The 23,174-nt window shown below is 52.3% G+C and carries 26 protein-coding genes and 1 tRNA gene; 22 read left to right on the forward strand and 5 right to left on the reverse strand.

Annotation, left to right across the window (positions count from 1 at the left end; genetic code table 11):
• Window positions 1–31: 31 nt before the first annotated feature.
• Window positions 32–454: a PaaI family thioesterase gene (locus AACY98_RS12975; RefSeq protein WP_126977928.1), complete on the forward strand. Its 423-nt coding sequence runs from the start codon at window positions 32–34 to the stop codon at window positions 452–454.
• Window positions 455–593: 139 nt separating this feature from the next.
• Here the strand turns inward: AACY98_RS12975 and AACY98_RS12980 are convergent, their stop codons facing one another.
• Window positions 594–1,043 carry a GatB/YqeY domain-containing protein gene (locus AACY98_RS12980; RefSeq protein WP_339805661.1) on the reverse strand — a complete coding sequence of 150 codons (450 nt, stop codon included), beginning with the start codon at window positions 1,041–1,043 and terminating at the stop codon, window positions 594–596.
• 171 nt (window positions 1,044–1,214) lie between these two features.
• Complete coding sequence (gene rpsU / locus AACY98_RS12985) at window positions 1,215–1,427, reverse strand: 30S ribosomal protein S21 (RefSeq protein ID WP_126977924.1); 213 nt, start codon at window positions 1,425–1,427, stop codon at window positions 1,215–1,217.
• A gap of 329 nt (window positions 1,428–1,756) precedes the next feature.
• Here rpsU and AACY98_RS12990 point away from each other — a divergent pair, with 329 nt between their 5' ends.
• Window positions 1,757–2,965, forward strand: coding sequence for an MFS transporter (locus AACY98_RS12990; protein WP_339805663.1), 1,209 nt, complete (start codon window positions 1,757–1,759; stop codon window positions 2,963–2,965).
• A gap of 2 nt (window positions 2,966–2,967) precedes the next feature.
• Here AACY98_RS12990 and AACY98_RS12995 read toward each other — a convergent pair whose 3' ends face one another.
• Entirely contained in the window at window positions 2,968–3,450 is a 483-nt protein-coding gene (locus AACY98_RS12995) for a MarR family winged helix-turn-helix transcriptional regulator (protein ID WP_126977920.1), read from the reverse strand.
• Window positions 3,451–3,729: 279 nt separating this feature from the next.
• Between AACY98_RS12995 and tsaD the strand changes: the two genes are divergently transcribed.
• Window positions 3,730–4,767, forward strand: a complete 1,038-nt coding sequence (tsaD, locus tag AACY98_RS13000; protein ID WP_339805665.1) for a tRNA (adenosine(37)-N6)-threonylcarbamoyltransferase complex transferase subunit TsaD — start codon at window positions 3,730–3,732, stop codon at window positions 4,765–4,767.
• A gap of 29 nt (window positions 4,768–4,796) precedes the next feature.
• On the opposite strand, the gene AACY98_RS13005 is transcribed toward tsaD, so the two are convergent.
• Window positions 4,797–5,780, reverse strand: a complete 984-nt coding sequence (locus AACY98_RS13005) for a 2-dehydropantoate 2-reductase (RefSeq protein ID WP_339805666.1) — start codon at window positions 5,778–5,780, stop codon at window positions 4,797–4,799.
• Between the two features lie 149 nt (window positions 5,781–5,929).
• Entirely contained in the window at window positions 5,930–6,313 is a 384-nt protein-coding gene (locus tag AACY98_RS13010) for an Hsp20/alpha crystallin family protein (RefSeq protein WP_126977916.1), read from the reverse strand.
• A gap of 125 nt (window positions 6,314–6,438) precedes the next feature.
• On the opposite strand from AACY98_RS13010, the gene AACY98_RS13015 reads away from it, so the two are divergent.
• From AACY98_RS13015 to nuoK, 19 genes are all read left to right on the forward strand, one after another.
• Window positions 6,439–7,755 (forward strand): branched-chain amino acid ABC transporter substrate-binding protein, encoded by a 1,317-nt coding sequence (locus AACY98_RS13015; protein WP_339805669.1) that lies wholly within the window; start codon window positions 6,439–6,441, stop codon window positions 7,753–7,755.
• A gap of 46 nt (window positions 7,756–7,801) precedes the next feature.
• Complete coding sequence (locus tag AACY98_RS13020; protein ID WP_339805671.1) at window positions 7,802–8,125, forward strand: hypothetical protein; 324 nt, start codon at window positions 7,802–7,804, stop codon at window positions 8,123–8,125.
• 195 nt (window positions 8,126–8,320) lie between these two features.
• On the forward strand, window positions 8,321–8,590 hold the full coding sequence (gene rpsO, locus AACY98_RS13025; protein ID WP_126977910.1) for a 30S ribosomal protein S15: 270 nt from the start codon (window positions 8,321–8,323) through the stop codon (window positions 8,588–8,590).
• A 227-nt stretch (window positions 8,591–8,817) separates the two neighbouring features.
• On the forward strand, window positions 8,818–10,977 hold the full coding sequence (gene pnp / locus AACY98_RS13030; RefSeq protein WP_423817572.1) for a polyribonucleotide nucleotidyltransferase: 2,160 nt from the start codon (window positions 8,818–8,820) through the stop codon (window positions 10,975–10,977).
• Between the two features lie 49 nt (window positions 10,978–11,026).
• Window positions 11,027–12,028 (forward strand): NAD(P)H-quinone oxidoreductase, encoded by a 1,002-nt coding sequence (locus AACY98_RS13035; protein ID WP_339805673.1) that lies wholly within the window; start codon window positions 11,027–11,029, stop codon window positions 12,026–12,028.
• 36 nt (window positions 12,029–12,064) lie between these two features.
• Window positions 12,065–12,808, forward strand: a complete 744-nt coding sequence (gene tpiA, locus AACY98_RS13040) for a triose-phosphate isomerase (protein ID WP_339805675.1) — start codon at window positions 12,065–12,067, stop codon at window positions 12,806–12,808.
• Window positions 12,809–12,867: 59 nt separating this feature from the next.
• Window positions 12,868–13,272, forward strand: coding sequence for a preprotein translocase subunit SecG (gene secG, locus AACY98_RS13045; RefSeq protein WP_339805677.1), 405 nt, complete (start codon window positions 12,868–12,870; stop codon window positions 13,270–13,272).
• A gap of 84 nt (window positions 13,273–13,356) precedes the next feature.
• Window positions 13,357–13,441: transfer RNA gene (locus AACY98_RS13050), tRNA-Leu, on the forward strand.
• A gap of 127 nt (window positions 13,442–13,568) precedes the next feature.
• Window positions 13,569–13,928 (forward strand): NADH-quinone oxidoreductase subunit A, encoded by a 360-nt coding sequence (ndhC, locus tag AACY98_RS13055; protein WP_126978532.1) that lies wholly within the window; start codon window positions 13,569–13,571, stop codon window positions 13,926–13,928.
• A gap of 6 nt (window positions 13,929–13,934) precedes the next feature.
• On the forward strand, window positions 13,935–14,417 hold the full coding sequence (locus AACY98_RS13060; protein ID WP_126977902.1) for a NuoB/complex I 20 kDa subunit family protein: 483 nt from the start codon (window positions 13,935–13,937) through the stop codon (window positions 14,415–14,417).
• A gap of 3 nt (window positions 14,418–14,420) precedes the next feature.
• A complete protein-coding gene (locus AACY98_RS13065; protein WP_339805680.1) occupies window positions 14,421–15,020 on the forward strand; it encodes an NADH-quinone oxidoreductase subunit C in 600 nt (199 codons plus the stop codon).
• Window positions 15,021–15,075: 55 nt separating this feature from the next.
• Complete coding sequence (locus AACY98_RS13070) at window positions 15,076–16,329, forward strand: NADH-quinone oxidoreductase subunit D (RefSeq protein ID WP_126977898.1); 1,254 nt, start codon at window positions 15,076–15,078, stop codon at window positions 16,327–16,329.
• Window positions 16,326–16,817 (forward strand): NADH-quinone oxidoreductase subunit NuoE, encoded by a 492-nt coding sequence (gene nuoE, locus AACY98_RS13075; protein ID WP_339805682.1) that lies wholly within the window; start codon window positions 16,326–16,328, stop codon window positions 16,815–16,817. Before AACY98_RS13070 ends, nuoE begins: the two co-directional genes overlap by 4 nt.
• Window positions 16,814–18,193: an NADH-quinone oxidoreductase subunit NuoF gene (nuoF, locus tag AACY98_RS13080; RefSeq protein ID WP_126977894.1), complete on the forward strand. Its 1,380-nt coding sequence runs from the start codon at window positions 16,814–16,816 to the stop codon at window positions 18,191–18,193. The genes nuoE and nuoF overlap by 4 nt, the downstream gene beginning before the upstream one ends.
• Entirely contained in the window at window positions 18,186–20,531 is a 2,346-nt protein-coding gene (gene nuoG / locus AACY98_RS13085; RefSeq protein ID WP_339805686.1) for an NADH-quinone oxidoreductase subunit NuoG, read from the forward strand. The genes nuoF and nuoG overlap by 8 nt, the downstream gene beginning before the upstream one ends.
• 33 nt (window positions 20,532–20,564) lie before the next feature.
• Window positions 20,565–21,635, forward strand: coding sequence for an NADH-quinone oxidoreductase subunit NuoH (gene nuoH / locus AACY98_RS13090; RefSeq protein ID WP_126977890.1), 1,071 nt, complete (start codon window positions 20,565–20,567; stop codon window positions 21,633–21,635).
• Between the two features lie 27 nt (window positions 21,636–21,662).
• Complete coding sequence (gene nuoI, locus AACY98_RS13095) at window positions 21,663–22,151, forward strand: NADH-quinone oxidoreductase subunit NuoI (protein ID WP_126977888.1); 489 nt, start codon at window positions 21,663–21,665, stop codon at window positions 22,149–22,151.
• Between the two features lie 24 nt (window positions 22,152–22,175).
• A complete protein-coding gene (locus tag AACY98_RS13100; protein ID WP_339805689.1) occupies window positions 22,176–22,856 on the forward strand; it encodes an NADH-quinone oxidoreductase subunit J in 681 nt (226 codons plus the stop codon).
• Window positions 22,853–23,161 (forward strand): NADH-quinone oxidoreductase subunit NuoK, encoded by a 309-nt coding sequence (gene nuoK / locus AACY98_RS13105; RefSeq protein WP_126977884.1) that lies wholly within the window; start codon window positions 22,853–22,855, stop codon window positions 23,159–23,161. The genes AACY98_RS13100 and nuoK overlap by 4 nt, the downstream gene beginning before the upstream one ends.
• Window positions 23,162–23,174: the final 13 nt, after the last annotated feature.

Consider the following 23,174-nt stretch of genomic DNA (forward strand, 5'->3'; position numbering starts at 1 on the left):
AGGACAAGAATCAAAAAGGAGATAGAAGCAAATGGCAAGCGGCACCAAATACACCCTTAACAGCCCGTTTATTAAACTGGTCGGTCTTGAGCTCAGAGAGCTTGAAGACGGGGAAACGTGTGTTGAACTGGAATTGCGCCCGGAACTGCTGAATATATTCGGGGTTGCCCATGGAGGTGTCAGCATGACCATGATGGATGTGGCCATGGGGCAGGCTGCTCACCGGGCAGACCCACATGCGATACCGGGCGAAAAAGGGCGCAGTGTGATGACGGTGGAGATGAAAACCAGTTTCCTGAAACCGGCGTTGCTTGGCAAGCTGACCGCGCATGGCAGAGTGATACAGGCGACCCATTCGCTGGCATTTACCGAAGGCTGGGTGTGTGACACTGAAGGCGCGCGACTGGCACATGCGACCGGCACATTCAAATACATGCGTAAAAAGGATGCCTGATGGCCCTGTGACAAGGTGCAGCCATGGAAAAGCCCGGTATATGCCTTACATACATGACATAAGCTATATAAGGCTCACCGGGCCTGTATGCACAGAAGTGAAGAGCGGAGCGCAGCGGATGCGCGCTCTTTCTCTCTTTTTAAGCGCCTGTCAGGGCTTTTTTCACTTGGGCTGATACCATGCCCATATCGGCTTTGCCGGCCAGTTGCTGTTTGACGGCACCCATGACCTTGCCCATATCGCCAGGGCCGCTGGCACTCAGGTCAGCCACAATTTTGGCAACAGCTGCTGCAACTTCCTGCTCAGACATTCTTTGCGGCAGATAGGTTTGCAATACCTTGATTTCGTTGTTTTCTTTTTCGGCCATGTCTGAACGTCCCGCCTGCTCATAGGCAGCGACAGAGTCTTTGCGCTGTTTAATGAGTTTGTCCACAATGACAACCACCATGGCGTCATCCACCGTGATGCGTTCATCGACTTCTTTTTGTTTGATGGCCGCCAGCAGCATGCGAATGGTAGACAGGCGCTCGGAATCATGGGCACGCATGGCGTCTTTCATTTCACTGGTGATTTGTTCTTTGAGGCTCATGATGGTTATCCTTCAAATAAAAAGTGGCAGGCCTGTTTTCGGTTTTTGAAGTGAGAAATAAGGCGAGCGCTGAAAATAGAAAAAACGATCCGGCAATGAAAAAGCCCGCTCGGGCGTCCCCTGCAGCGGGCTTGGCAGCATGGCCATCAGGCTTGCTGGTATTTCACCAGATCAGTAAAGCCTTTTTGGCAGTTGCATGCTGCGAACGCGCTTGTAGTGACGCTTGACTGCGGCAGCTTTTTTGCGCTTACGCTCAGCGGTGGGTTTCTCATAGAATTCGCGAGCGCGAAGGTCTGTGAGCAGGCCCAGCTTTTCGATGGTGCGCTTAAAGCGTCGCATGGCGACATCAAACGGTTCGTTTTCTTTGACTCGGATAGTGGTCATATGATCTATAGATTCCTGACTGAAATTCTTAAAAAATAATGCAGTAAGCACTGAATTTACATATTCCTGCTTATCTGCAAATTGCTAGCAAACCGGCATTATAGCATTTTTATTTTGTGTATACAATGTGGCCTGTGTGCAAAAATGCTACGGGCAAGATCGGTAAAGTCTGTGTGGCTGTTCTCTGGTGAGAATGGCAGGTTTTTGACTTGAAACCACCATGAAGTAACTTCAATGTTTGTGGCTGAGCCGTAAAATGGTGCTGTTCATGTGGGGCAGATTTGAAACTGAGAATGGCTAGAGAATGGCCGATTTGAAAAACAATAGAAATGACCAATGATTTAACCAGTGCCGGGGCTAAGCCAACATGGGATCTGGCAGAGTTCAAACGCGCCAGATGGGTGGTCTGGCTGCACTTCTTTATGGGCGGGTTCCTGTTTGCCGCCTGGGGTATCGAAATTCCCAATGTGAAGACGCATTACGGTATCAGCGAGGCCGATTTGGGCCTGTTGCTGCTTGGGGCGGGTATTGGCGCCTTGTTTGCGTTATCAATGGCCGGGCGGGTGATTGCCCGCTGGGGTGCCAGCCTTGTGCTTTCGTGCACGCAGGCATCTGCCGCACTGGTGATGGTGTTTTTGTTTGTTTTTTCATCGTTACCCGGGCTGATCGGTGTGCTGATCTGTTTTGGGTTTCTGGGAACATTGGCCGATGTGGCTATCAATGCGGAGGCTGCGGAGCTGGAGCTGCGAAGCCAGCGAACATTGATGAGCACATGTCACGGCATGTTCAGCCTGGGTGGTATGGTGGGCGCAGGGTTAGGGGCCGGTTTGCTGGCGTTGCAAATGTCGGCACAATGGCATCTGATATGCATGGCTGCATTGATTGTGCTTTCTGTCATTGTTTCTTACCGGATGAAGCCGCGCGATTTTGGCATGATGGAGCAAACGATTCAGACCCCACTGGGCAGGCGGCATTTGCTGTTTCCGCGTGCGGTGCTGCTTTTGGGCATGCTGGCCGCGCTGGGTTTTCTGGCTGAAGGTGCGATGTACGACTGGAGTACGCTTTACATGAAGCAGGAGTTGGGCAGCCCGGTTGATCAGGCTGCGCTGGCCTATGCATTTTTTTCCGCAGCGATGGCGGCAACCCGATTTGTCGGAGACCGCCTGCGGGCACGTTATGAGTCTGCGGCATTGCTGCGCGCTTGTGCCTCTTTGGTTGTGGTTGCCATGGTGGTGATGCTGCTGGCAGGCAATCCTTACGTGGCGCTGGTCTGTTTTGCGCTGTCAGGTGTCGGGTTGGCCAATGTGGTGCCGATTTTGTTCAGTGCAGCGATCAAAGTGCCCAGCATCAGTGCAGCACAGGCAATTGCGGCGGTATCAGCCGTAGGGTATGCCGGTTTGATGGGAGGGCCGGCTTTGATCGGTTTTGTGGCCCATGCCAGTACCCTGACGATAGCGTTGTTTCTGGTTGCGGCGTGTGCTCTGGCGCAGGCCTGCTTGGCGAAGAAGGCGCTGAATCCGCCCCGGCAGGACCCCTGACGCTAGCCGTTTTTATATTTCAGTGTATCGTAAAGTAACCGGAACTCACTGAGTAAAAGTGGCAACTGCTTCATGTTGTTGCGCCAGCTGTCGGCATGGGCATTGTGAACGGCAGATGCTGCGGATTCAAAGCGCTCCTGGCCTTTGTCTGTCAGTCGCAAAAAAAGGGAGCGGCGGTCAACCGTACTGTGTTTGCGGATGATCCAGCCGCGTTTTTCAAGCGCGTCCAGCAGGCGTGTAATCTGAGGGCGGGAAATGCCCAGTGTTTCGCTGAGCTCCGTCGGGCGCAATGGGCCGTTTTCACTGCTGACCAGCGCCAATACCAGATATTCGTGCAGACTGATGTCCTGCGCTTGCAGCAGGTCATTGATATGCTGTTCGAGCATCTGCGCTGAGCGCAATAGCAATTGCGAAATCAGCAAAACATCGCCTGGCGCATCAGGGTATTTTTGCAGATAGTTTTGAAGCCGTTTTTCAAAATCCATAATGAATTAAACCACCTTGAAATACCTGTTGACGATCACACTGGCGGTGACATCATCAATATGTTGCATGCATACAGTTGAGAGCATACCACTATCTCAGCACATTCAGCACGCATTTTTGGACAGATTTGCTGTGAATTGCTGTGAACAGCGTTGTTGTGCTAGTTAAAAAAGTGTTTTCAGAGGCTGCTGCCATGTCGTTTCGGTGTAACCACAGGGGTTCGTCAAAATAGTTTATGGTTGATAATAACGGGTGCAGATTTTTTGCCGTTTTTTGCCATGTATGTTTTAGGAATTGAATCTTCTTGTGATGAAACCGGTGTTGCCGTGGTCGATACCGGTGTTTTGCCTGTGCCCGCGCTGCTGGGGCAAGCGTTGCACAGCCAGATTCAAATGCACCAGGCATATGGCGGTGTTGTGCCCGAACTGGCTTCACGCGACCATATCCGCCGTGTTGTGCCATTAACGCACATGGTATTGGAGCAGGCCAGGCTCTCGCTCGAGCAGATTGATGTGGTGGCTTTCACACAAGGCCCCGGGCTGGCTGGTGCGCTGCTGGTAGGCTCCGGATACGCCTGTGCGCTGGCGGCTGCGCTGAACAAGCCTGTATTGCGCGTGCACCACCTGGAGGGGCATTTGCTGTCGCCCTTTTTAAGTGCTGATCCGCCTGTGTTTCCTTTTGTGGCTTTGCTGGTGTCTGGCGGGCACACCCAGTTGATGCAGGTTAACGGCATCGGGCAATATGTGCTGCTGGGAGAAACCATTGACGATGCAGCAGGAGAAGCGTTTGACAAGTCGGCCAAACTGCTGGGCCTGCCATATCCAGGAGGCCCTGAACTGGCCAGAATGGCACAGAGCGGAAACCCGCTGGCATTTGATTTGCCGCGGCCTTTGCTGCACAGCAAGGATCTGAATTTTTCGTTTGCCGGGCTGAAAACAGCCGTGCTGACACAGCAGAAAAAGCTGGAAGCAGCGGGCGAGGTGTCCTCAGAGCAGCGGGCTGACCTGGCGGCTGCCACACAGGCGGCTATTGTGGAGGTGCTGGTTAAAAAGAGCCTGAAAGCACTGAAGCAGACCGGGCTCAAACGCCTGGTGGTCGCCGGAGGTGTGGGCGCAAACCAGGCCTTGCGTTCCCAGTTAAATGATGCATGCGCACGCCGTCATATCCGCGTGCATTATCCGGAGTTGTCATTGTGTACAGACAACGGTGCCATGATTGCACTGGCGGCAGGTTTGCGCATACAGGCCGGTGTGGCAAAGCCCGAATTTGACTATTCGTTCAAGGTGCATCCGCGATGGGCGCTCGAAATGCAATGAGTACCAGACAAAAATCACCGTGGTGAATATCAGCGTAACTCCCTGACCTGTGCAAACAGCCGCGTGAGCCCCAGCAGTGCAGCGGTGTTTGGCGCCGGAACATTGCAGCGGCTGGCAATTTCATGCACAACCGTCAGCAGCGCGTCAATTTCCAGTGTGCGGCCAGCCTGCACATCCTGTAGCATGGAGGTTTTCATGGCCCCCAGTTTGCGTGTGATGGCATGGCGCTGTTCTGTTGTTTGTGTAACCGGGCAGCCGATGGCCTCACCAATGGCTGCGGCTTCCTGCATGATTGCCGAGCAGAACGAGCGCACCAACTCATCGTCCAGAATCAGGTCTGTGGTGGCCCCTGTTATGGCAGAAACTGGGTTCATGGTCATATTGCCCCAGAGTTTGAACCAGATGTCCTGCTGAATGAATGACGACAGTTGAATATCAAACCCGGCTTGGCCGAGCATGTGTGCCATGGCCTGTGTTGCTTGCGCAGGAGGCTGCCCTGAACTGGCTGGATCACCCAGAATGAGCGTGTCGCCAAAACGGTGTTCTGTGATGCCGGGAGCCTGGTTGACGCAGGAGATATGGACCACACAGCCGATAATATGGCTGGTTGGAATCAACGTGCGTAGTTCGCCGTCGGGGTCAATGCTGTGCAGTGTAGCGCCAGCCATGGGGCCTGGCATACCGTCAAAAAACCACCACGGGACACCATTCATCGCCAGCAGCACTTTGGTGTGAGGGGCAAGCAAAGGCGCCACAGAGCGTGCCACAGCAGACAACGCAGGCTGCTTGACGGCAATCACCACCAGATCCTGGGGTGCAAGCTGTGCCGGGTTTTCCTGCACATTGAGCGGATAAAAACGGGTTCCCTGTGCATTTTGCAGCCCGATGCCATTGGCCTGCAAAGCGGCCAATGTTTTCCCGCGCGCAACGGCGCTGACATCATGTCCCTGAGCCGCAAGGCGGGCAGCAAACAGGCCCCCGATAGCGCCTGCGCCATATATGCATACTTTCATTTCAACCTCCTTGGCTTATTGTAGTCAATCGGGACTCTGGCATGGCGTTAAGCGGCAAAAAAATACCCGCATGATTTGATTCATGCGGGTAGTCCTGGTTACCACGATGCAATGACACGGTTGCATGCGGCCATAGCAGGAGAGGAGAATCAATTGATGGTCAATTGTGTACTTGTCTTTTCTTCAACCTTGCGAGCCAGTTTCAGCGTCAGAACGCCGTTTTCCAGTTTGGCTTCTGATGCGGCCGGATCAACTTCTGCCGGCAGTACAAACGCGCTGGCGTACTGGCGCGGGGCACCTTCTTGGGTTTGAATTTTGACCTTGCGGCCGTCAATATCAATGCTCAGCTGTTCGCGGCTGACACCGGGAATATCCAGAGAAACTTCCCATACACCATCTTTTTCTGTCAACGTGCTGAACCCTGGCTCAACAGCGCGGCCAAACCAGCGTGCCAGTTCGTTTTCAAAGCCATTAATCGCAGAGTTTGCACTGTCTTGTGAATAAGCGCGACGCAATGTAGGAACGAGAAACATACAATAAACCTCCTTGAATTTGATTTTGGCCAGCAGAACATGTTTGTGAATTGGCTGTTGCAGACACGATTTACTGGCCCGTTGACGGATATTTAAGATCACTCCATTTATTTTCAAGAGCTGATATGACACAGAATTTATGGAAAAGACGCCAATTACTTGGTTTGCCTCTGGCGTTATGGGGCAGTGCAGGGGCCGCAAGTGCCTGGGCGCAGGAGCAGCAGAGTTGGCCTGAGGTGAAAGTGGCACTGGTTGAGGGGTTTTCGGGGGCATTCGGCAATGCCGGGGAAGGTATTTACCGCAATTTCCTGTTTGCCAGTGGGGCAATCAATGCAGCAGGCGGCATTGTGATCAAAGGCGTTCCGCACCGGCTGGTGGTGGAGCGTTTTGATTCCCAGGGCTCTGTGCAGGGGGCGCTTTCGATGCTGAAAGCGGTGGTGGATAAAAAGATCCGTATCGTTGCGCAGGGTAACAGTTCCGCCGTTGCTGGCGCGTTACTGGATGCCATCAACAAGCACAATGCACGTAACCCGGCGCAACGGCTGCTGTTTTTGAATTATTCGGCAGTGGAAACCGCTTTGACCAACGAGCGTTGCAGTTTCTGGCATTTTCGTTTTGATACCCATGCCGACATGCGCCTGAAGGCGCTGTTTGAAGTGCTCAAGGGCGACCAGAATGTTTCCAAAGTGTACCTGGTCGGGCAGGATTACAGCTTTGGCCGGTATGTGGTGGAGCGGGCGCGCCAGATGATTCCTGAAGTCCGGCCGGATATTGAAGTGGTCGGGCAGGTATTGCATCCTACCGGGCAGGTCAAAGACTTTATTCCTTACGCGACCCAGATCAAGGCCAGCGGTGCGCAGGCGATTGTGACGGGTAATTATGGCAACGACCTGAGTCTGCTGGTGCGTGCGGTGCGCGATGTGGGGCTGGACGCCAGTTTTTATACCTTTTATGCCAACGACCTGGGTACCCCCACAGCCATGGGAGATGCCGGGGTTGGGCGTGCCATGGCGGTAATTGAGTGGCACCCGAATGTGGGGGTAGAGCTGGGAGGCAAGGCCGGGGAAGCGTCCGACGCGTTTTATCTGGCGTTTCGCAAGCGTTTTTCCAAACCCAATGAGGACTTCATCCGGCTGCGTATCCATGTGATGCTGGAGATGCTGGCCCGTGCCGTGGCGCAGGCAGAAGTTGTGGATGCGCAATGGATTGCACAGGCACTTGAGGGCATGCATTACCAGAATGCGTTTCATTCGGGGGTGATGCGGGCGCAGGACCACCAGTTCCAGCAGATGTTGACGGTGATGCGCATGGAGAAAGCCGGTACACCAGGTATCAGGTTTACCAATGAGGGCAGCGCATACGGTTTTCGCACTGTGTTGCGGCTGACGCCGGATCAGGTGGAAATGCCTTCTTATTGCCAGATGCAGCGGCCTGCAGGTTAATGGTTTGGTAAGACACAGGGTGAGCAGAGTCAGAAAGTCATAATTAATGGATGCACGTCAACATTTTCAAAAAGCGCTGCTTTTATTGGATCAACAAAATATTGAAGGTGGAGAAGCTGCGCTGAACGATGTGATCTGCCAGGCAAAGGCTGAGGGCGATGTCGTCTTACTGGCCCAAGCATTGGTCTGCCTGGGAGACCTTCTCATGCAAAGCAGCCGAGAAAAAGAGGCAGTACAGCACCTGCGGCGAGTGTTGACTCTGGGGCAGGATGTTGAGGATTTTGAGGAACGTTATGACGACGTGCTGAATGACGAGCTTCTTCGAGCGAAACAGCTTTTGCAAGAAGGGGAGAAAATTGGTATTAAATGATGGCTATGAGCATATTACAGGGGGCGGCTCGCCTAAGCCAATTTCTTGGTGTATAATTCCAAGTCTTGGTTTCATGTGCCATATTTTGGTGCATGGGGCTGTTTGAGTGCGGCGCTTGGTTCAAAGCGCTGTAATGTCACGGCACTGGTTGATTCCACCGGTGTTCGCGGGTTTATCAATATTGAAGGAAATCAAATGTCTGTTGCAAATATCAACAAAGCTGAAATTATCAAGGATAACGCACGCGGTGCAGCCGATACTGGCTCTCCCGAAGTGCAGGTCGCATTGCTGACGGCTCGCATTAACGAGCTGACGCCCCATTTCAAAACCCATGCCAAGGACCACCATGGTCGCCGTGGGTTGCTGAAAATGGTGAGCCGCCGCCGTAAGCTGCTGGATTACCTGAAGCGCAAAGATGCTGACCGTTATACTGCTCTGATTGCCAAACTGGGCTTACGTAAGTAAGTTAAGTCAATGATGCAAAGCCTGTGTGAAATCAATCGCTCACACAGGCTTTTTGTTTTCTGAAGTTTTGAGGGTTTTCTTGTGTGATGTGTCATTCCGAGGCGGTTTGCAGCCGGCAATCGAGCCGCTTCGGAATGGCATCTTGCAGCAAAACATGGACTTCGGAATTTGTCTAAATGCTTGGCGGGCGTTAACGTCTGGTACAAGCCATGAAGGAGATCAAAATAATGACCATGTTCAATAAAGTGACCAAAACATTCCAGTGGGGTTCACATACGGTTACCATGGAAACCGGTGAAATTGCGCGCCAGGCGACTGGGGCGGTTTTGGTGAACATAGATGACACTGTGGTGCTGGCCACTGTGGTGGCTGCCAAAACGGCGAAAGAAGGGCAGGATTTTTTTCCGCTGACCGTCGACTATATTGAAAAAACGTATGCGGCAGGCCGCATTCCCGGTAGCTTTTTCAAGCGCGAAGCCAAACCCAGCGAACATGAAACGCTGACATCGCGCCTGATTGACCGCCCGATCCGGCCGCTGTTCCCGGAAGGTTTTTACAATGAAGTGCAACTGGTGATTCATGTGATGTCATTGAATCCTGAGGTGTCAGCAGATATTGCTGCATTGATCGCTTCCAGCGCCGCACTGTCTATTTCCGGCATTCCGTTTGATGGCCCGATTGGCGCTGCACGGGTCGGTTATGTGAATGGCGAGTATGTGCTGAACCCCGGTCCGTCAGAGCTGAAAAATTCTCAGATGAATCTGGTAGTGGCCGGTACTGATTCTGCTGTGCTGATGGTGGAATCAGAAGCCAGTCAGTTGACCGAAGAAGTGATGCTGGGCGCTGTGGTTTATGGCCATGAGCAGGGTAAAGTGGCGATTGCAGCCATCAATGATCTGGTACGCGAAGCAGGCAAGCCTGACTGGCTGCAGGCTGGTACATGGGTGCCTCCTGTCAAAGACGAGGAGTTCATTGGCAAGGTGACCCGTCTGGCTGAGGACAAGCTGCGTGCAGCCTATCAAATTCGCTCCAAACAGCCCCGTACACAGGCCCTGCGTGAAGCTTATGCCGCAGTGAAAGACGCTTTAACCGCACAGGAAGTAGAGTTCGACGAAGTCAAGGTTGAACAGCTGATGTTTGACATTGAAGCTCGTATTGTGCGCTCGCAGATTCTGGCTGGTGAACCCCGTATTGATGGCCGTGATACCCGTACAGTGCGCCCGATTGAAATCCGCACTTCTGTACTGCCGCGCACCCACGGTTCGGCGCTTTTCACCCGCGGCGAAACACAGGCCATGGTTGCAACGACACTGGGTACTGAACAGGATTCGCAGTTGATTGATGCGCTGGATGGCGAGTTCCGTGACAATTTCATTTTCCACTACAACATGCCGCCATTTGCAACGGGAGAAACCGGCCGTGTCGGCAGCCCGAAGCGCCGCGAAATCGGCCATGGCCGCCTGGCTAAACGTGCGCTGGTAGCGGTGCTGCCTTCTGTTTCCGAGTTTCCTTACACCATCCGTACGGTTTCTGAAATTTTTGAATCCAACGGTTCTTCTTCAATGGCTTCGGTCTGCGGCGGCTGTCTGAGCCTGATGGACGCTGGTGTTCCGTTGAAAGCGCACGTGGCAGGTATTGCCATGGGGCTGATCAAAGAGGACAACCGTTTTGCCGTGTTGACCGATATTCTGGGCGATGAAGATCACCTGGGCGACATGGACTTCAAGGTGGCAGGAACCTCTGCTGGTATTACGGCATTGCAGATGGATATCAAAATCCAGGGTATCACCAAAGAAATCATGCAGGTGGCTCTGGCACAGGCCAAAGAAGCGCGGATGCACATTCTGGGCAAGATGACCGCAGCACTGGATGGCTCTCGCGACGATGTTTCAGAGTTTGCGCCCCGTTTGTATACGCTCAAGATCAACCCGGAAAAGATCCGTGATGTGATTGGTAAGGGAGGAGCAGTGATCCGTGCGCTGACCGAAGAAACCGGCGCCCAGATCAATATTGCTGACGACGGCACAGTGACCGTAGCCAGCAACGACGCTGCCAAAGCGCAGGATGCGATCAAGCGCATTGAAGCCATCACTGCCGAAGTGGAAGTGGGCAAGGTCTATGAAGGCCCGATCACGAAGCTGCTGGATTTTGGCGCACTGGTTAACATCATGCCCGGCAAGGATGGCCTGCTGCACATCAGCCAGATTGCACATGAGCACGTGAACAAGGTTACCGACTATCTGAGCGAAGGTCAGATTGTGAAGGTGAAAGCACTGGATGTGGATGACAAAGGCCGTATCAAGCTTTCCATGAAGGCATTGATCGAAAAGCCTGCACAACAGCCTCAGGCCCAGGAAGGTTCTTCTGAGTCAGACCAGCAGAACTGATGTGTTCTGAAAGCACGGACTTCTGAGCAAAAGGTAAAGGAGAGTACGGATGCGCGCCATTAAAATCACGCAGTATGGCCCCCCGGATGTTTTGCATCTGGTGACGGAGCCTGATCCGACTCCTGCTCAGGGGGAGGTGCTGATTCGGGTGAAGGCATCGGGCATTAACCGCCCTGATGTGCTGCAGCGCAAAGGGCATTATCCGGTGCCTCCAGGGGCATCGGAGCTCCCGGGGCTGGAAGTGGCGGGTGAAATTGTCAGTGGTGATGCACAGGCAATGCAGGCCGCAGGCTTTTCTGTTGGCGACAAAGTGTGTGCACTGGTTGCTGGCGGCGGCTATGCGGAACTGTGCGTTGCACCTGTTTTACAGTGTCTGCCCATGCCGGCTAACTTAACCTGGGTGCAGGCAGCGGCTTTGCCGGAAACATTTTTCACCGTATGGTCGAATGTGTTTCAGCGTGGCCGCCTGCAGTCTGGCGAGGTTTTGCTGGTACAGGGTGGCACCAGCGGCATTGGTGTGACTTCCATCATGCTGGCCAAGCAGTTTGGCGCCTATGTCATCGTGACGGCAGGCAGTGATGAAAAATGTGATGCCTGCTTGAAATTGGGCGCTGATACGGCAATCAACTACAAAACGCAGGACTTCGAAAAAGTGGTCATGCAGGTGACCAACGGCAAAGGGGCCGATGTCATTTTGGATATGGTGGCAGGCGGCTATGTTGCACGCGAGGTCAATTGCCTGGCTGAGGATGGCCGGTTGGTGATTATTGCCGTACAAGGCGGAATTGCCTCGGAGTTTGATGCAGGCAAGGTTTTGCGCCGACGCCTGGTGATTACTGGCTCAACGCTGCGCCCCAGGCCAATTGCCTTTAAAGGCCAGATTGCTGCTGAACTGAAGGCAAAAGTCTGGCCGATGATTGAACGCGGAGATATTCAACCGGTGGTTGATCAGGTATTTGCCCCACAAGATGTGGTACAGGCTCATACCCGTATGGAAAGCCGGGCACATGTGGGGAAGCTGGTGTTGGACTGGCAGTTGCTTGCTGATTAACATCTGCCCGCAGCCCTGTGCACGAAGGAATGAAGTATGAGAAAAAATTTGGTTGTTGGTAACTGGAAGATGAATGGCGATAAGGCACAAAACGAAGTGCTGCTGCAGTCATTATCAACGGCTTGCATTGCTGAAAAGGTGACGGTTGCCGTGTGTGCGCCATTCCCTTATCTGGCGCAGTGCCAGCAGGTGCTGGACACTTCGTGCATGGCATGGGGCGCGCAGGATGTTTCTGAGCATGATGCAGGCGCTTTTACGGGCGATGTATCGGCTTCCATGCTGGTTGATTTTGGCTGTCAATATGTGATTGTGGGTCACTCAGAGCGCCGTGCCCTGCATGGTGAAAGCGATGAGGTTGTGGCACAGAAAGCCAGGCAGGCACTGAATGCCGGTATAACGCCGATTGTCTGTGTGGGAGAGACTGCAGACGAGCAGGAATCCGGGCTGACACATGCTGTTGTATCAAGGCAACTTGGAGCGGTGATTGATCTGCTGGCCGGTGATACAACGTCCATTGTTCTGGCATATGAGCCGGTATGGGCGATTGGCACAGGTAAAAACGCGACGCCAGCGCAGGCGCAGGCGGTTCACGCACAATTGCGTGCACAGTTGATCGGATCAGGGGCGGGCGATGTGCCAATTCTGTACGGTGGCAGTGTAAAAGCAGATAATGCACGCGAGTTATTCGGTGAATCTGATATTGACGGTGGCCTTATTGGCGGGGCTTCGTTAAAATCAGAAGATTTTTTAGCGATTATTCAAGCAGCAATTGAAGTTTAAGTTTTGCTGCGGACATGTTTATTGTGAATTGTTGACGGAGTTAGGCGTATATTATGGGTATGAGTGGATTTTCCATTGTCCTTCTGGTCATTCAAATCATTGCTGCAATTGCGATCATTTGTCTGGTTTTATTGCAGCATGGTAAAGGTGCCGATATGGGGGCTGCGTTTGGCAGCGGCAGCGCCGGGAGTCTATTCGGCTCCAGCGGAAGTGCTAATTTTCTTTCCAGAATGACCTCAACAGCAGTGACGATTTTTTTCGTCGCCACATTGGCTTTGACGTATATTGGATTTAAAACGACAGGCGGTTCCGGCAGCGTTTTTGACAATCCTCAGATGCCTCCTGCAGCAGTGCCGGCAGCGGTGACAAGCACCCCGGCAGATGAGGCTCCTGCGGCAACTACGACACAACCGAACCCAGAGTCAACCCCAACCCAGGGAGTGAATCAGATACCTGCAAACTGACTTTAATTTCAGTTACAATTATTCCTTTCATTTGATATGAATTTCAGATGCAGCAGTTGCATGCTGTGTCGGGTAAAAAATAAAGCCGACGTGGTGGAATTGGTAGACACGCTATCTTGAGGGGGTAGTGGCGAAAGTCGTGCGAGTTCAAGTCTCGCCGTCGGCACCAAATAAAGAGTGTACAGGTGGAGTTATATCCTGTACTGGAGACGAAGGCTGATGGTGGAAAGTGTTACACCAATAAGGTACACTTTGCATCGCAGCATAAAATAAAAAGGCTTAACGGAGAAACCTCGATGAATTTAGAACCGTATCTTGCCGTCATTATTTTCATTGCAATCGGACTGGGAATTGGCGGAGGTTTGCCACTTCTGGGTTATCTGGTTGGTCCGAAACATCCAGACGCAGAAAAGCGGTCCGCATACGAATGCGGTTTCGAAGCTTTTGAAGACGCTCGTATCAAATTCGACGTGCGTTACTACCTCGTCGCCATCCTTTTCATTTTGTTCGATCTTGAAATTGCGTTTTTGTTCCCATGGGCCATTGTGATGCGCGATGTGGGAATGACGGGTTTCATTGCAGTGATGATTTTTCTGGCGATTCTGGTCGTGGGTTTTGCCTACGAATGGAAAAAAGGCGCGCTCAATTGGGAGTAATCGCACATGGCTGATGGCGATAACATCAAAAAAGATGGTTTTATAGTAACCAAGGTGGATGCCTTGATGAACTGGTCTAAAACCGGTTCGTTGTGGCCGATGACTTTTGGTCTGGCATGCTGTGCCATGGAAATGATGCATTTTGGCGGCGCACGTTATGATGCCGACCGCTTTGGCATGCTGTTCCGGCCAAGCCCCAGACAGTCAGACCTGATGATTGTCTCAGGCACTTTGTGCAACAAGATGGCTATGGCTTTGCGCAAGGTGTATGACCAGATGGCTGAACCGCGCTGGGTTATCTCCATGGGCTCTTGCGCCAATGGCGGTGGTTATTACCACTACAGCTATTCAGTGGTTAGAGGCTGCGACCGCATTGTGCCGGTGGATGTGTACGTGCCTGGTTGCCCGCCAACGGCTGAAGCGCTGGCATACGGCATTTTGCAGTTGCATAAAAAAATTCGCCGAACTAATTCCATAGCGAGGTATTGAGCGATGAGCTATGTTGAAACTTTTCAATCCACCGTCGAAACAGTTTTAGGATCTCTGCTCAAAAAGGCACAGATTATCAGAGGTGATCTGGTGCTTGAAGTCAGCCCGGAAAATTATCTGGCTGCCTGTCAAAAACTGCGTGACGACAGTGCCTGTAAATTTGAAATACTGATTGACCTGTGCGGCGTTGACTATTCAACCTACCGTGAAGGCGAATACGATGGGCCGCGTTACTACGTTGTATTGCAGTTGCTCTCCATTGCACAGAACCAGCGTATCCGCGTGAAAGTGGCCTGTGCCGATGATGAAATGCCGGTTTTGCCTTCGCTGGTTAACGTTTGGCCGAACACCAATTGGTTTGAACGCGAAGTGTTTGACATGTACGGTGTTGTCTTTGAAGGTCATCCGGATTTGCGCAGAATTCTCACAGATTATGGTTTTATCGGACACCCGCAGCGCAAAGATTTTCCGATCTCTGGTCATGTCGAAATGATCTACGACGAAAAGCAGCAAAGGGTGGTGTACCAGCCTGTCACGATTGAGCCGCGAGAGATCATTCCCAGAGTGATTCGTGAAGATGGTTACGGTGGCGTCAGGCATTAACTTCAGATAACCAAAGTAGGTACAAACCGCTAGTAGCAGATACACAAGGTAAGCCATGGCAGAAATCAAGAATTACACACTTAACTTTGGCCCACAGCATCCGGCAGCACACGGTGTGCTGCGTTTGGTGCTTGAGCTTGATGGTGAGGTGGTAGAGCGGGCTGACCCGCACATTGGTTTGTTACACCGGGGTACGGAAAAACTTGCAGAAACCCGTACTTATCTTCAGAATCTGCCTTACATGGACCGTTTGGACTATGTGTCCATGATGTGCAATGAGCACGCCTACTGTCTGGCGGTGGAAAAGCTGCTGGGCATCAAAGTGCCTATTCGTGCGCAGTATATCCGTGTCATGTTTTCTGAGATTACGCGTCTGGCGAATCATTTGATGTTCTTAGGTTCGCACGGGCTTGACTGTGGTGCCATGAACATGATGATTTATGGCATGCGTGACCGTGAAGATATTTTTGATATGTACGAAGCGGTTTCCGGTGCCCGTATGCATGCGGCTTATTTCCGGCCAGGTGGTGTATACCGCGATTTGCCGGATTCCATGGCTTTGTATAAAGAGTCGAAAATTCACAATGCCAAATCGACCAAACGCCGCAACAAGCCACGTGAAGGCAGTTTGCTGGACTTCATTGATGAGTTTGCCGGGCGTTATCACAAAAATCTGGATGATTACGAAACCCTGCTGACAGAAAACCGCATCTGGAAGCAACGCACGGTGGGTATTGGTGTGGTCAGCCCTGAAGAGGCCAAGCAGCTTGGGTTCACAGGGCCGATGCTGCGGGGCTCCGGCATATTGTGGGACCTGCGTAAACATCAACCCTACGAAGTGTATGACCGCATGGATTTTGATGTTCCTATCGGTACCAACGGCGATTGTTATGACCGCTATCTGGTGCGTGTCGAGGAAATGCGTCAGTCCGTACGCATCATCAAACAGTGTGTGGACTGGCTGCGTGTGAATCCGGGGCCGGTGATTACGGATGATCATAAAGTGGCGCCACCTTCGCGCGTGGAAATGAAAACCTCCATGGAGTCGCTGATTCATCACTTCAAACTGTTTTCTGAAGGGATGAGTGCTCCTGAAGGGGAGGCGTATGCGGGGATTGAACATCCGAAGGGTGAACTGGGTGTTTATCTGATCAGTGACGGGGCCAACAAACCATACCGGTTCAGGCTGCGTTCACCAGGTTTTGTACACCTTTCAGCAATGGATGTCATGGCCAAAGGGCACATGCTTGCTGACGTGGTGGCGATTATTGGCACGATGGATATTGTGTTTGGAGATGTTGACCGATGATATCTGAAGCAACCAAACAGCGATTTGCACGCGAACTGGAAAAGTACCCGGCAGATCAAAAACAGTCTGCGGTGATGGCTTGTCTGGCCATTGTGCAACAGGAGCAGGGGTGGATATCACCCGAGGCTGAGGCGCAGGTCGCAGAGTATTTAGAGATGCCAGCGATTGCCGTGCGCGAGGTGACCAGCTTTTACAACATGTACAACCAAAAACCGGTTGGCAAATACAAACTGAATGTATGCACCAACCTGTCTTGCCAGTTGCGTGGCGGTAAAGAAGCGGTAGAGCATCTGTGCAAAAAACTGAACGTGAATGTCGGCGAAACGACGGCGGACGGCCTGTTCACTGTGCAGGAATGTGAATGTCTGGGCGCATGTGCCGACACGCCGGTGATGCTGGTGAATGACCGTAACATGTGCAGCTTTATGGACAATGACAAACTGGATCAGCTCATTGACGGCCTGAAGTCAGCGGAGGACGCGCAATGAAGGTACAAGACGTTCTGGCCCAGTTTGCAGCAACAGGCAAAGAAACCTGTTTTCATGGCCGCCACATTAACCCGCAGATTTATGCCGGTATCGATGGCACGAACTGGGGGTTGAAAGACTATGAAGCGCGCGGCGGCTATCAGGCACTGCGCAAAGTGCTGGGTAAAGATGGCGGCAGCGGCATGTCTCAGGATGAGATCATTGCCACGCTCAAAACATCAGCCCTGCGTGGTCGTGGCGGTGCTGGTTTTCCAACCGGTTTGAAATGGAGTTTCATGCCGCGCGCGTTTCCGGGCCAGAAATACCTGGTGTGTAACGCTGACGAAGGCGAGCCGGGCACGTGTAAAGACCGCGATATTCTGATGTTCAACCCGCATATGGTGATTGAGGGCATGCTGATTGGCGGCTACACCATGGGCGCCAGTGTCGGGTTTAATTATATTCACGGCGAGATTTTCGAAGTTTACGAACGATTTGAGCAGGCGATAGAGGAAGCCAGAGCAGCGGGGTATTTGGGAGATAACATTTTAGGCTCGGGATTCAGCTTTCAGTTGCATGCACACCATGGTTTTGGGGCATACATCTGTGGTGAAGAAACGGCGTTGCTGGAGTCCATTGAAGGTAAAAAAGGGCAACCCCGTTTTAAACCGCCATTTCCTGCCAGTTTTGGTATTTATGGCAAGCCGACTACCATTAACAATGTGGAAACACTAGCCGCGGTGCCGTGGATTATTCTCAATGGCGGTGAGGCATATCTGGCTTGCGGCAAGCCAAACAATGGCGGCACCAAGATTTTCTCCATCTCAGGGGATGTGGAGTTTCCGGGGAATTATGAAGTGCCCATGGGCATTCCGTTTTCTCAATTGCTGGGGCTGGCGGGTGGCGTACGCCATGGGCATAAGCTCAAGGCGGTAATTCCAGGCGGTTCATCGGCTCCGGTGTTGCCGGCAGAAATCATCATGAATACCACGATGGACTATGACGATCTGGCCAAGGCCGGTTCGATGATGGGGTCTGGTGCGGTGATTGTGATGGACGAAACACGTTGCATGGTTAACAGTTTGCTGCGCTTGTCTTATTTTTACATGCACGAATCGTGTGGCCAGTGCACACCTTGCCGTGAAGGTACCGGCTGGTTGTGGCGCATTATTCACCGCATTGAGCATGGGCAGGGCAAGCCTGAAGATTTGGATTTACTGGATTCGGTGGCGTTTAATATCAAAGGCCGAACCATCTGTGCGCTTGGGGAAGCCGCTGCCATGCCGGTACAGGCATTCCTGAAGCATTTCCGCGATGAATTCGCCTATCACATTGAGCACAAGACCTGTAAGGTTGGTGCGCACTCGTCTCGTCAGCAGGATGCACTCCATGGTTGAAATAGAACTTGATGGTCGTAAGGTTGAGGTCACAGAAGGCAGCATGGTGATGCAGGCTGCTGAGAAGGCCGGTACGTTCATTCCTCATTTTTGCTATCACAAAAAACTCTCCATTGCGGCCAACTGCCGCATGTGTCTGGTGGACGTTGAAAAGGCACCTAAGCCGGTACCTGCATGTGCCACGCCTGTGACGCAGGGTATGGTTGTTCATACCAAGAGTGAAAAAGCCGTTGCAGCACAGCAATCGGTGATGGAATTTTTACTGATTAACCATCCGCTGGATTGCCCGATCTGTGACCAGGGTGGTGAGTGTTTGCTGCAGGATCTGGCTGTGGGTTATGGCAGTGACGGCTCGCGCTATACCGAAGAAAAACGGGTGGTGTTCCATAAAAATGTAGGTCCGCTGATTTCCATGGAGGAAATGAGCCGCTGTATTCAATGTACCCGCTGTGTGCGCTTCGGGCAGGAAATTGCCGGTATTATGGAACTGGGCATGGTGAACCGGGGCGAGCACGCAGAAATCACGACATTTTTGGGTTCAACCGTGGACTCCGAGATTTCCGGCAACATGATTGACATTTGCCCGGTCGGTGCGTTAACCAGCAAGCCTTTCCGCTATTCAGCTCGTACCTGGGAGCTTTCCAGGCGCAAAAGCGTCAGCCCGCATGATTCCACCGGTGCCAATCTGGTGGTGCAGGTGAAGGGGGCGCAGGTCATGCGTGTGGTACCGCTGGAAAATGAAGATGTGAACGAATGCTGGATAGCTGACCGTGATCGTTTTTCCTACGAAGCACTGAACAGTGACCAGCGCTTGACCAAACCGATGCTCAAGCAGGATGGGCGCTGGCATGAAGTGGACTGGCCGACCGCGCTGGATTATGTGGCTCGTGCTCTGAAAGATGTTGCCCAAACGCATGGTGCTGACAGCGTGGGGGCTTTGGCGACAGGCCATTCTACGGTGGAGGAGTTGTATCTGCTCTCCAGCCTGATGCGTGAGTACGGTTCCGATAATGTGGATTTCCGGTTGCGTCATTCAGAATTTGTACAAGGCCATGGCGCACATTGGCTGGGAACCAGCATTGCATCGCTGTCCACGTTGAACAGTGCATTGGTGGTAGGCTCTTTCTTGAATAAGGATCATCCGCTGTTTGCACAGCGTATCCGCCAGGCCTGCAACAAGCAGGGCGCAGAGGTGTTCCGTATCCACGCGGTGGCCGACGATTGGCGTTTGCCAATTGCTGGTGAAGTGGTGGTGGCACCATCCCAGTGGCTGAAAGCACTGTGCAATGTGGCACAGGCTGTTGCACAGGAAAAAGGAACACAGTCGCCATTTGCCGGTACTGCTGACGAGGTTTCAACAGCCATTGCCAAGTCACTGATTTCCGGCCAGAGTAAAGCCATTCTGCTGGGAAATATGGCTGCACAGCACCCCCGCGCTTCTCAGTTGCTGACAGCCGCTAACTGGATTGCCGAGCAAACCGGCGCAACCGTTGGGTATTTGACGGAAGACGCCAACACAGTTGGCGCACAACTGGTGAAGGCAATGCCTCAAAACAGCGGTTTAAATGCAGCGCAGATGCTGGAAAAATCTTTGCGTGCTTATATTCTGCTGGCAACCGAGCCTGAACTGGATATGGCCAACCCTGCACGTGCCTATACTTCGCTCAAAGGCGCTGACACAGTGATATGCATGTCTGCGTTCAAGAGCGAAAAAGCAATGGACTATGCAGATGCTTTGCTGCCAATCGCGCCGTTTACGGAAACAGCAGGTACGTTCATCAATGCAGAAGGGCGTGTGCAGTCGTTCCACGGTGTGACAACACCTTTGGGTGAGACGCGTCCGGCATGGAAGGTGCTGCGTGTTCTGGCTGATATGCTGGGGTTATCAGGCCTTGCATACAACAGCGCGCAGGAGGTTCGTGAAGCCGCATTGATGAATCTGGCAACAGATGAAACCGGGCTTTTGAAGTCTGGCTTGTCCAACCAGAGCGAAGCAGCAGTGCCCGCCGAATTCTCTTTGAACCTGGGTGCAGGCGAGTATGAGCGTGTTGCAGAAGTGCCGATTTATGCGGCAGACGCACTTGTTCGCAGGGCACCTGCACTGCAGGCTACCAGAGACGCCAAGCCTCCGGTTGTGGGCGTACCTACGCATATCTGGAAGGATATGGGGTTGCAGGATGGCGATCAGGTTCGTGTTCAGCAGGGTGAAGCCCATGCTGTTTTGCAAGCTGTGCATGCACCAGCACAGGCAAACGGTACGTTACGTGTTCCCGTTGGTCATCCATTGACTGCAACGCTGGGAAATGCGTTTGGTCCACTGACAATTGTGAAGGTCTGAGCCAGGGCCATGATGAGAAAGACTGGATAAAAAATGATCGATTTCATTTACAACTGGGGATTAGGGGTTTTTGGATACTCCTTTTGGACACTGATTTGGACAGTGATCAAAATTGCCGTTGTGCTGGCTCCGTTATTGACCCTGGTAGCCTATCTGACCATGTGGGAGCGTGTCGGGATTGGGCATACACAGATTCGTCCCGGTCCGAACCGTGTGGGCCCCTGGGGTTTGCTGACACCGATTGCTGATGCGACCAAGCTGATTTTTAAGGAAGTGATTACGCCGGCCAAAGCCAATAAGGTGCTGTTTTATATGGCGCCGGCCATTACCATGGGGGCATCACTGGCTGCTTGGGTGGTGATTCCGTTCGGGCCGGATATGGCAGTGGCCAATGTCAACGCCGGTTTGTTGTTGCTGCTGTCGATTACCTCACTGGAAATTTACGGCATTATCATTGCCGGCTGGGCATCTAACTCCAAGTATGCGTTCCTCGGTGCCATGCGTGCTTCTGCACAGATGATTTCGTATGAACTGGCCATGGGTTTTTGTGCCGTGATCATTCTGATGGTTTCCGGCAGCCTGAATATGTCCACGATTGTGGTGGGGCAGCAGCAGGGCATGTTTGCCAGCTGGGGGCTGAATTTTCTGTCATGGAACTGGCTGCCCTTGCTGCCTATTTTTGTGATTTATTTCACCTCGGGCCTGGCCGAATGTAACCGTCACCCGTTTGACGTTGTCGAAGGTGAATCGGAAATTGTGGCCGGGCACATGATTGAATATTCAGGCATGGGGTTTGCTATTTTCTTCCTGGCCGAATATGCCAACATGATCCTGGTTTCCATCCTGACCGTCACGTTCTTCCTGGGTGGATGGGATGCACCGTTTGCTTTCCTGAGCTTTATTCCGGGCTGGATCTGGCTGGGCATAAAAACATTCTGCGTTGTAACCATGTTCCTGTGGGTACGTGCCACTTTCCCGCGCTATCGCTATGACCAGATCATGCGTTTGGGCTGGAAGGTGTTTATTCCTGTCACGCTGGTTTGGCTGGTACTGGTAGGGATATGGATCATGTCACCATGGAACATCTGGACTTATACGGGTTGATCCCGCAGTTGACAAAGGACGACAGCAATGTCTGCGATCAAAAATTTCTTTAACACCTTTTTGCTCAAGGAGCTTCTCCAGGGGCTCATGGTAACGGGGCGCCACTTCTGGTCTCCGACCATTACCGTGTATTACCCGGAAGAACAAACACCACTGTCTCCGCGTTTTCGTGGCTTGCATGCACTCAGGCGTTATGAAAACGGTGAAGAGCGTTGCATTGCATGCAAACTGTGTGAGGCCGTTTGTCCGGCACTGGCCATTTCGATTGAAAGTGCCGAGCGCGAAGATGGCTCCCGCCGCACAACGCGTTACGACATTGATTTGGCCAAATGTATTTTCTGTGGTTTTTGCGAAGAAAGCTGCCCGGTGGACTCCATTGTGGAAACGCATATTTTCGACTACCACGGAGAGAAAAAAGGGGATCTGTATTTCACCAAGGATATGCTCTTAGCTATTGGTGACCGGTACGAAAAAGAGATAGCCGCCAATAAGGAGGCTGATGCACGTTACCGCTAGTAACATGATGCAAGGCAAACAAGCATGGTCATAACCGCTTTCTTTTATTTTTTCGCAGCACTTCTGGTGTTTTCGGGGTTTCGGGTTGTTACAGCGCGTAATCCGGTTTATGCAGTGCTTTATTTAATTCTGGCATTTTTTAATGCTGCAGGAATCTGGATGCTGCTCAGGGCTGAGTTTCTGGCTATTGTGCTGGTGCTGGTCTATGTGGGCGCGGTGATGGTGCTGTTCCTGTTTATTGTGATGATGCTGGATATCAACATTGATACATTGCGTCGCGACTTCTGGAAGTATTTCCCGGTTGGGCTGATGATTGCTGTGGTAATTATTGTTGAAGCAGGGATTGTGTTGATGGGCGGGTTTGGCTCTGAAACGCTGGCGAGTGTGACGAGCGAGGTTTCTGCCAGAGGTAATGCAGCAGATATCGGGCAGAAGCTTTATACCGATTACCTGTATCCGTTTGAAATTGCTGCCATATTGCTGCTGGTGGGGATGATTGCTGCCATTGCTTTGACATTCCGGCCCCGCAGGGCTAACAACAAGGCGATAGAAGTATCTGAGCAGTTGAAGGCGAACAAGGCGGATCGCCTGAAGGTTGTGAAGCTTGAAGCGGTGAACCGCGGCGCTGAAGCAGCGGCAGAAGATGCACCTGATGCTGCTGCATCGGGCGAGACGCCCGCAGCACAGGGAGGAGAAAAAGCATGACATTGACACTGGGACACTTTCTGACGCTGGGTGCAATTTTGTTTGCGCTGTCTGTCGTGGGTATTTTCATGAACCGCAAGAATCTGATTGTGCTGCTGATGGCCATTGAGCTGATGCTGTTGGCGGTTAACATGAACTTTGTCGCGTTTTCGCATTTCCTTGGCGATCTGAACGGACAGATTTTTGTGTTTTTTATCCTGACGGTCGCTGCGGCAGAGTCTGCTATCGGTCTGGCGATTCTGGTTCTGCTATTCCGTAACCGTTCGTCAATTAATGCTGACGAACTTGATTCCCTTAAAGGGTAACCATCCAGCAAGT

Source organism: Saezia sanguinis, assembly GCF_963921665.1.
Classification (GTDB): Bacteria; Pseudomonadota; Gammaproteobacteria; order Burkholderiales; family Burkholderiaceae_C; genus Saezia; species Saezia sanguinis.

Bases quoted from the DNA above. Each gene is read 5' to 3' on its own strand.
- AACY98_RS13015 (WP_339805669.1), top strand. From the start codon at position 6,439: ATGACACAGAATTTATGGAAAAGACGCCAATTACTTGGTTTGCCTCTG.
- nuoG (WP_339805686.1), top strand. From the start codon at position 18,186: ATGGTTGAAATAGAACTTGATGGTCGTAAGGTTGAGGTCACAGAAGGC.
- AACY98_RS13065 (WP_339805680.1), top strand. From the start codon at position 14,421: ATGAGCTATGTTGAAACTTTTCAATCCACCGTCGAAACAGTTTTAGGA.
- nuoH (WP_126977890.1), top strand. From the start codon at position 20,565: ATGATCGATTTCATTTACAACTGGGGATTAGGGGTTTTTGGATACTCC.
- secG (WP_339805677.1), top strand. From the start codon at position 12,868: ATGAGTGGATTTTCCATTGTCCTTCTGGTCATTCAAATCATTGCTGCA.
- AACY98_RS13020 (WP_339805671.1), top strand. From the start codon at position 7,802: ATGGATGCACGTCAACATTTTCAAAAAGCGCTGCTTTTATTGGATCAA.
- nuoI (WP_126977888.1), top strand. From the start codon at position 21,663: ATGTCTGCGATCAAAAATTTCTTTAACACCTTTTTGCTCAAGGAGCTT.
- AACY98_RS13060 (WP_126977902.1), top strand. From the start codon at position 13,935: ATGGCTGATGGCGATAACATCAAAAAAGATGGTTTTATAGTAACCAAG.
- AACY98_RS12995 (WP_126977920.1), bottom strand. From the start codon at position 3,450: ATGGATTTTGAAAAACGGCTTCAAAACTATCTGCAAAAATACCCTGAT.
- rpsU (WP_126977924.1), bottom strand. From the start codon at position 1,427: ATGACCACTATCCGAGTCAAAGAAAACGAACCGTTTGATGTCGCCATG.
- AACY98_RS12990 (WP_339805663.1), top strand. From the start codon at position 1,757: ATGACCAATGATTTAACCAGTGCCGGGGCTAAGCCAACATGGGATCTG.
- AACY98_RS13070 (WP_126977898.1), top strand. From the start codon at position 15,076: ATGGCAGAAATCAAGAATTACACACTTAACTTTGGCCCACAGCATCCG.
- AACY98_RS13005 (WP_339805666.1), bottom strand. From the start codon at position 5,780: ATGAAAGTATGCATATATGGCGCAGGCGCTATCGGGGGCCTGTTTGCT.
- AACY98_RS13100 (WP_339805689.1), top strand. From the start codon at position 22,176: ATGGTCATAACCGCTTTCTTTTATTTTTTCGCAGCACTTCTGGTGTTT.
- pnp (WP_423817572.1), top strand. From the start codon at position 8,818: ATGACCATGTTCAATAAAGTGACCAAAACATTCCAGTGGGGTTCACAT.
- nuoE (WP_339805682.1), top strand. From the start codon at position 16,326: ATGATATCTGAAGCAACCAAACAGCGATTTGCACGCGAACTGGAAAAG.
- rpsO (WP_126977910.1), top strand. From the start codon at position 8,321: ATGTCTGTTGCAAATATCAACAAAGCTGAAATTATCAAGGATAACGCA.
- AACY98_RS12975 (WP_126977928.1), top strand. From the start codon at position 32: ATGGCAAGCGGCACCAAATACACCCTTAACAGCCCGTTTATTAAACTG.
- AACY98_RS13035 (WP_339805673.1), top strand. From the start codon at position 11,027: ATGCGCGCCATTAAAATCACGCAGTATGGCCCCCCGGATGTTTTGCAT.
- AACY98_RS12980 (WP_339805661.1), bottom strand. From the start codon at position 1,043: ATGAGCCTCAAAGAACAAATCACCAGTGAAATGAAAGACGCCATGCGT.
- nuoF (WP_126977894.1), top strand. From the start codon at position 16,814: ATGAAGGTACAAGACGTTCTGGCCCAGTTTGCAGCAACAGGCAAAGAA.
- nuoK (WP_126977884.1), top strand. From the start codon at position 22,853: ATGACATTGACACTGGGACACTTTCTGACGCTGGGTGCAATTTTGTTT.
- AACY98_RS13010 (WP_126977916.1), bottom strand. From the start codon at position 6,313: ATGTTTCTCGTTCCTACATTGCGTCGCGCTTATTCACAAGACAGTGCA.
- tpiA (WP_339805675.1), top strand. From the start codon at position 12,065: ATGAGAAAAAATTTGGTTGTTGGTAACTGGAAGATGAATGGCGATAAG.
- tsaD (WP_339805665.1), top strand. From the start codon at position 3,730: ATGTATGTTTTAGGAATTGAATCTTCTTGTGATGAAACCGGTGTTGCC.
- ndhC (WP_126978532.1), top strand. From the start codon at position 13,569: ATGAATTTAGAACCGTATCTTGCCGTCATTATTTTCATTGCAATCGGA.